Below are 7803 nucleotides of genomic sequence, written 5' to 3'. Positions count from 1 at the left end.
GTGACGAATGTTCACGTCGTCGAGACCCTGCTCTTTGAGCGTGTTCATCGTCTCGTCGATGATTGCCTCACGAGCGGCCTCGATACCGAGTTGCTTGTGTACCTCGTGGATGTTGTTCGAGGTGGTGCGCGAGGCGTCGACGCCCTCGATAGAGAGCACGTCGCCGAAGGCCGACCCTTCGGTGTAGAGGACGAACTCCTCTTCGTCGGTCTCTTCGTTCTGCTCCTTGCGGATGACGACGCGTGAGACCTCTTCGATGCCTTTGAACACGATGTCGCGCAGTTCCTCGACGAGTTGGAGGAGACGGCGATAACTCGGGCTCTCGGGACCGAATTCGATGAGTGTTCCCTCGCGGCGGGTCTTGACGCCGAGTGCATCTTCGATGGTGTCGGCGATTTCGCTCGCGACGACACCCTCGTCGTCGTAGGTCGGCCACCGTTCGAGGAGCGTCTCGTCGTTGAGGTTGACCTGGACGACCATGTCGGCGACGTTCGTCGAGATGTCACCAAGGGCCAGAATCTTCGTGGACTCGATGTTCCAGACGACCTGGTGGGCGAGGTCGCGGTTCTCGGCGTACTCGTCGTCGAGGTAGACCGTCATCATCGGCGTGTCAGGCGTCTTCCGCGCGTCCACCAGTTCGATGAGACGGGGAAGCCCCTGCGTCACGTCGATTTCTGCGACGCCCGCGTAGTGGAACGTGTTCATCGTCATCTGCGTTCCCGGCTCACCGATAGACTGTGCCGAGACCGTCCCGACGGGGTCGAGCGGGTCGACACGCGTGTCGAGGTAGCGCGCCTCGACGGCCTGTGCGATTTCGCCGGCCTGTTCGAGGGAGACGCCCTCGCGGTCTTCGATGGTTTGGTAGATGCGGTTCCTCAGGCGTCGAGACAGTTCCTTGGACTCGACGACATCGACGATATCCTCGTCGATGTGTTCGTATTCGGAGATTGCGGCGTTGTCAGTCATCGGATTCGACCCCCGCACGGCCGCTGATGCGCGGCTCTGCGTGTTCGGAGAGGTTGGTCGGCGGTGCGCGCTCGCCGAGGAAGCGTTCCTTCTCTTCGGTGGATCTGAACTCCGCGTCGATGACGCGGTCGGCGATGTTCTCGACGTCAATCGGCATCTCGTCGTCTGACGAGACCTTCACCGGGCTCGTGCCGTCTTCACCGAACTCGAACTGAACGATGGTGCCCGACGTGTCGCGGACGGAGCCGTCGTACTGCGCTTCGAGTTCGGACAGGGCGTTGATGAGACGACGCTGCAGGTACCCGGACTTCGAGGTACGAACTGCCGTGTCGACCAGCCCTTCGCGGCCACCCATCGCGTGGAAGAAGAACTCACGCGGCGTGAGACCGGCACGGTAGGAGTTCTCGACGAACCCGTGGGCGTCGGCCGAGAGGTCGCCTTTCTGGTAGTGGCTCAGGGTACGGTCTTCGTACCCGCGGTTGATGCGCTCGCCCCGAACTGCCTGCTGACCGACACAGCCGGCCATCTGGGTCAGGTTGAGCATGGATGCACGCGCACCGGATTTGGACATCACGACTGCCGGGTTATCCTCTGCGAAGTGGTCCTCTGCGATTTCACCGGCAGAGTCACGTGCCTTGCCGAGGCGCTGCATAATCTTCATTTCGAGCGTCTCGTCGACCGAGCGGCCCGGCAGCGATTCGAGTTCGCCCGCCTCGTAGATTTCGATGAGTTCCTGAATCTTGTCGTAGGCGGCGTCGATAGCCTCGTCGACCTGCGCCGTGGCCTCGTCCGGAATCGACTCGTCGTCGATACCGATGGAGAGACCGAAGTGCATGATGGCGCGCATCGCGAGCGAGGCAATCTCGTTGATGAAGATGCGCGAACGCGTCTTCGAGTAGTCCTTCGCCAGCACGTCGACGATTTCCCCGCCGAACGCGCCGACTGCGTCCTCGTCGATAGTACCTTCGACGAGTTGGCCGTCAACGATGCTGACCGTGTCGCCGACCTTCGAGGTGAACTCCATGTTCAGGTCGTCGGGCAGGAGTTCGGAGAAGATCTGACGGCCCGTCCAGTACGGGATACCGTCTTCGTCCTCGCCCGCCGGTTCTGGGAGTGTGTCCACGCGCGTCGCGCGGAGCAGGTCGAGCGCCTGCGTCTCGACGAACTCCGGGTTGTCGTGCGTGAGCAGGTACGTTCCCGAAATGTGGTCCTGAATAGCGCCGATGATGTTCTCACCGAAGCGCGGCGAGAGAATCTGCTCTTGGACGCGCATGAGGACGCGCGCCTCAGCACGAGCCTCCTCGTTCTGGAGGGCGTGCATGTTCATCTCGTCGCCGTCGAAGTCTGCGTTGTACGGCGGACAGACAACCGTGTTCAGGCGGAACGTCTTGTACGGCATCACGACGACTTCGTGTGCCATAATGGACATCCGGTGCAGCGATGGCTGTCGGTTGAAGATGACGATGTCACCGTCGACGAGGTGTCGGTTGACCTCCCAGCCGAGTTCGACCTTCTCTGCGAGTTCTTCGCAGTTCTTCTCTGTTACCTTGAGGCGACGACCGTCGGGACGGCGGACGTAGTTCGCACCGGGGTGGCTCTCGGGTCCGTTACGGACGTACTGTCGAGCCTCGTCGATGTTGCGCTCGGTGACGTTCATCGTCTGGGTCATCTCCGTCGCAACGCGGTCCGGAACACCGACTTCGTTGAGCGAGAGGGTCGGGTCCGGCGAGATGACGGTACGCGCGGAGAAGTTGACACGCTTACCCGAAAGGGAGCCACGGAAGCGCCCTTCCTTGCCCTTCAGGCGCTGGCTGAGCGTCTTGAGGGGTCGGCCGGAGCGGTGGCGTGCCGGTGGCGTGCCCGAAATTTCGTTGTCGATGAACGTGGTGACGTGGTACTGAAGGAGTTCCCACAGGTCCTCGATAATGAGTTGCGGGGCACCAGCCTCGCGGTTCTCCATGAACCGCTGGTTGATGCGGATGATGTCCACAAGCTTGTGGGTCAGGTCGTCCTCGGAGCGCTGGCCGTTGTCCAGCGTGATAGATGGACGGGCCGTGACTGGCGGAACCGGAAGGACGGTCAGAATCATCCACTCGGGACGCGACCGTTCGGGGTCGATACCGAGCGTGACGAGGTCGTCGTCCGGGATGTCCTCGAACCAGTCGCGAATGTCCGAGGGCATCAGCTTGTTCATGTCCTCTTCGGTCAGGTCGAGGTCGAGCGCCTTTTCGAGCGCCTTTCGGTCGTCGCCGACCGGGCGGAACTCGCCAGCGAGCACCTGATTGATGCGGTCGGCGTCGAGTCCGGTCTGCTCGGCGAGAACCATCGGGTCGACGCCCTCGTCGTCCTCGTCGTCGGGGTCGGGCTGCATCGCTTCGGCGATGCGCTCGGAGTAGTCCCCGGCGAGCACGTTCTGGACCTCGTAGTAGGTCGTCGGCTTCTCGTGTTTGATGTCGTGCTGGGGCGAGCCACAGTGCGGACAGCGGTGGGCCTTGCGGGCCTGCCGGACTGCCGACTTCATCACGTCGCTCCAGTCGTCGCCGAGTTCCTTCGTGCGACCGAGTTTACCGTGGTACTCCTCTGCTTCTTCCTGCGTGAGCGCGAGGCGACCGCACTCGCGGCACGTCGAGCGGAGCAGGCGACGGATGAGCTTCGTGAAGCCGACGTGGATGACGGGTGCGGCCAGTTCGATGTGGCCGAAGTGCCCGTTACACGACCCGGAGTGCTGACCGCAGGTGCGGCACTGCAGACCGGGGTCGATGACGCCCAGCCGAGGGTCCATGAGACCCATGTCGATTGGGTAACCGTCGTCGTCGTAGGTGTCCGCGGTGATGACCTTCGTCGCGGACATGTCTCGGTACGTCTCCGGGTCCATCAACCCGAACTGGATGCTGCCGATTTCTTTGGGTGTCTGCATTGACATGTGTGGTTAGACCGCGTCCTTCAGTTCGATGCGCGGGCGTACGCCGAGCGCAACCATCTCGTCGAGAAGCAGCTTGAACGCGTAGCTGATCTCGATTTCGTGGATGTTGTCCTCGTCGCCAGTGACCGGGTCGTAGATGCGGCGCTGGTCGCGGTCCTCGACGGCGACCATGCCGGTGTCGGCGGAGATGTAGACGCTCTCCTTGTCGGAAGAGTCGAGCAGGCGCTCTTGGAGCACCATCGCGGCACCGTGTCCGATGACGGTGTCACGCTCCATCTCTCCGAGACGAAGCCCACCCTCCCGGGCACGACCTTCAGTCGGCTGACGGGTAAGCACCTGCACGGGACCGCGCGAGCGGGCGTGCAGCTTGTTGCTCACCATGTGGTACAGTTTGTGGTAGAAGATGATGCCGACGAAGATTTCGGCCTCGATCTTTTCGCCGGTGACGCCGGAGTACATGACCTCCTTGCCGGAGGACATGAAGCCGCGTTCTTCCAGCGCGGACCGAAGTTCGTGTTCGTCTTCGCCCTGGAAGGCGGTCCCGTCGACGCGTCGACCTTCGAGCGCGCCGACCTTACCGCCGAGCATCTCCAGCACGTGGCCGACCGTCATGCGCGACGGCAGGGCGTGCGGGTTGAGCACGAGGTCGGGAACGACGCCGTCGGCGGTGAAGGGCATGTCTTCCTGCGGGGCCAAGTGACCCACGACACCCTTCTGTCCGTGTCGAGATGCGAACTTGTCGCCGAGTTCCGGAACCCGCTGGTCGCGGACGGAGACCTTGGCGAGTTTCGAGCCGTCTTCACCCTCCATGAGCGTGACGGTGTCGACAACACCGGACTCTCCGGAGCGCATCGTGACCGAGGTTTCGCGGCGCTTCTGCGGCGAGAGACCGGCCATGTCGTCGGGTTCTTCGAGGAACCGCGGCGGCGAGGTCTTGCCGAGCAGGACGGAGTTCTCGTCTACGACCGTCTCGGGGTTGACGAGACCGTCTTCGTCGAGGTGCGAGTACGCGTCTTCACCGCGTGCGCCGCGCACGTCCTGTGACGGAATTTCGAAACGGTCTTCCTGACCGCCGGGGTAGCGACGCTCTTCGCCTTCGTAGGTTCGGAAGAAGTGCGAACGAGCCAGTGCACGCTCGACCGAACCCTTGTTCATGACGAGTGCGTCCTCGATGTTGAACCCCTCGTAGGACATCACGGCGACCACGAAGTTCTGTGCGGCCGGCCGCTCGTCGAACCCGATTTGCTCCGTGGTCTGCGTTTTGACCATCGAAAGCTGCGGGTAGTGCATGAGGTGCTGCCGGGTGTCGGGGCGGATACGGTAGTTCGCCGCCGGAAGCCCCAGCGACTGCTTCATCATCCCTGCACCCATCGTAATACGCGGCGATGCGTTGTGTTCCGGGTACGGAATCATCCCGGCACCGATACCGAAGATGAGTTGCGGGTCGATTTCGAGGTGCGTGTGGTCCTCGTTGATCTCGTCTTCGTCGACCGCGACGTAGATGTCTTCTTCCTCTTCAGCGTCGATGAATTCGACAAGCCCGCGCTCGACGAGGTCGTCGAAGTCGAGGTCGTTGTTTTCGAGCGCCTCGACGTGTTCGTCGCCGAGGAGCGGTTCACCGCCTTCGACGACGATGAGGGGACGGCGGGCGCGACCAGCGTCCGCGTTGATGATGACTTCGCGGGTGCGCTCCTTGATGGAGACGTTCACCATCTGGCTGACGTCGCCGCGGCGACGCGCCTCACGAATCTGTGCCGCGAGTTGATTGGGGTCGGGGTGGGTCCCGACGAGACTACCGTTTACGTATACTTTCGCTTCTCGCTGTGCCTGAGCCATGTTAGTCGTCTGCGGGTGTGGCGTCGACGCTGTCGATGCCGGGGATACCCTCGACACCCATCGACGCAAGTTCTCGCTTCAATGCCTGTTCGTCTTCGACGTCCTGGGAGAGCTCCATCGCCTGCGCGAAGTTCTTCACCAGACCACAGTTCGGTCCTTCGGGCGTCTCCGAAGGACAGATGCGACCCCACTGGGTCGCGTGCAGGTCGCGTGCCTCGAAGTGGGGCTGCGACCGCGACAGCGGGCTCCGGAGACGACGCAGGTGCGACAGCACACCCATGTAGTCCGTCCGGTCGACGAGCTGGGAGACGCCGGAACGGCCACCAACCCAGTTCCCCGTCGCGATGGGGTGTTCGAGCCGTTCGGTAAGCACGTCGGACCGGACGACCGTGCTCACCGTGAGGTTACGGTTACGCATGTTAGCGCGCTCGAGCTGGTACTTCACGTCGCGTGCCAGCTTGTTGAGCGCCGTCCGGAAGAGGTCCTTCATCAGGTCACCGGACACCTTGAGACGCTTGTTGGCGTAGTGGTCCTTGTCGTCGGAGTCACGGCGCTGCAGCGCGAGTTCGAAACACGCCTCGGCCATGCGGCAGAGGTAGTACGCCTTGTTCATGCGCACTTCCTCTTCTTCGGCACCCTCCTCGTGGAGGTGCGGCAGAAGATAGCGGTCGATAACGTAGTTGGCGCGCTTGAGCTGGTAGTTCTTGCCCTGCCCACCAGCGACGCGCTTGCCGAGTGCCTCGATAGCCTGTTCTTGGGTCTGAACCTCGGCCTCTTCGAGGTTCTCGAGCATGAACTTCACAATCTCGGGGTCGTCGGAGACGCGGTGGACGATCTCCTCGTCGGATTCGAGCCCGAGTGCGCGCACGAGCGTAACGAAGTCGACGCTCCCGGAGACAGATGGGAACGAGACTTCGAGCAGTCCTTCGCGGTTGCGCTCACAGAGAACGAGTGCGCGGTAGCCGCGGCGCTGACTGAAGGTCTTGGCGACCTGAATCTCGTCGCCGTACTTCGTGTCGTACTCGGCGAGAATCTTGTTCGGAGCCAGGTCCTCCGAGGTCATGAGCACGCGCTCGGAGCCGTTGACGATGAAGTAGCCGCCGGGGTCGACGGGGTCTTCGCCGATTTCGACGAGGTCGGCGTCGGAGAGTTCCGCGATGTTACACTTCGAGGAGCCGACCATGATGGGCATCCGACCGACCTTCGTTTCGGCGGTGTCGACGACGACTTCCTCTTCTTCTTCGCCGCCACGGACGATGGACATCTCCATGAACACGGGGGCGGAGTACGTGATGTTACGCAGGCGCGCTTCCTGCGGGAAGAGCAATTCCTCGGAGCCGTCGGCCTCGCGGACGCGGGGCGTCTCGACGCGGACGCCACCGAGTTCGACGTAGACCGGCTCTTCGCCTTCCTTGTCACCGATGTCGGTCTCGATGGTGGCTTTTTCCTCGACGACATCCATCATGCCGCGTTCGAGGAATGCGTTGAAAGAGCGGAAGTGGTGTTCAGCGAGCCGTTCTTCAGAGAAGTACTTGCGAGAGACCTCGCGTCGCGCTTGTCGATTCATTCAATCACCAGTCGATATACGACTGCTTTGTCTGTCGTTCGCGAATTCCGAACGATCTTGATGACATCGCCGGGCTCTGCGTCCTCGGGGAGCGCCGGGTCTTTCCTCTTGATCTTCGGGAGATTCGTCTTCTCGACGTTGTACTCCTGTAACACGTCCTCGACGGCCTCGTCGTCGAGAAGCGTGTGTTCCGGAACCAGTTTGTGTTGGCTTACGTCTACCATGTATGGTGCTGCTGGGTGCTGGAAGAAGCTGTCACGGGATACTACGGCAGATTTTGGGAGCCACCCATTTAACACTTGCCAACTGCCTCGAAGAAAGGCGACGCTACCGGAGGTCACGCACCGGAGATGCGCGATTCGTCACGTATTGGCATGTGATATTGTAATATAAATGTCTTCGGGGCAGGAATCGCGGTACCGCGGGCCAAGGCCATTTCAGATGGTAAGTCTTATCTATAAACCTCGGCTACGAATGATTGCAGACGGAGGGCCCGGGTGGTGTAGTGGCC

The 7803-nt window shown here is 61.9% G+C and carries 5 protein-coding genes and 1 tRNA gene (1 of these 6 cut by a window edge); 1 reads left to right on the top strand and 5 read right to left on the bottom strand.

Annotated elements, in window-relative coordinates:
- The 5 genes from QT222_RS13245 to QT222_RS13225 form a co-directional block, all read right to left on the bottom strand.
- Positions 1-966: DNA-directed RNA polymerase subunit A'' (locus QT222_RS13245; RefSeq protein WP_491477440.1), on the bottom strand; the 966-nt coding region annotated here is incomplete at its 3' end.
- Positions 959-3883 carry a DNA-directed RNA polymerase subunit A' gene (locus QT222_RS13240; protein WP_004058167.1) on the bottom strand — a complete coding sequence of 975 codons (2925 nt, stop codon included), beginning with the start codon at positions 3881-3883 and terminating at the stop codon, positions 959-961. The genes QT222_RS13245 and QT222_RS13240, both read right to left, overlap by 8 nt.
- 12 nt (positions 3884-3895) lie before the next feature.
- On the bottom strand, positions 3896-5725 hold the full coding sequence (gene rpoB, locus QT222_RS13235; protein WP_004058169.1) for a DNA-directed RNA polymerase subunit B: 1830 nt from the start codon (positions 5723-5725) through the stop codon (positions 3896-3898).
- A 1-nt stretch (position 5726) separates the two neighbouring features.
- Positions 5727-7292 (bottom strand): DNA-directed RNA polymerase subunit B'', encoded by a 1566-nt coding sequence (locus tag QT222_RS13230; RefSeq protein WP_004058171.1) that lies wholly within the window; start codon positions 7290-7292, stop codon positions 5727-5729.
- Positions 7289-7516 (bottom strand): DNA-directed RNA polymerase subunit H, encoded by a 228-nt coding sequence (locus tag QT222_RS13225; protein WP_004058173.1) that lies wholly within the window; start codon positions 7514-7516, stop codon positions 7289-7291. Before QT222_RS13225 ends, QT222_RS13230 begins: the two co-directional genes overlap by 4 nt.
- 267 nt (positions 7517-7783) lie before the next feature.
- Between QT222_RS13225 and QT222_RS13220 the strand changes: the two genes are divergently transcribed.
- Positions 7784-7803: transfer RNA gene (locus QT222_RS13220), tRNA-Asp, on the top strand (it continues 153 nt past the right edge of the window).

The organism is Haloferax sp. s1 (assembly GCF_058382125.1).
This window is presented reverse-complemented; position numbering and strand designations above follow the sequence as displayed.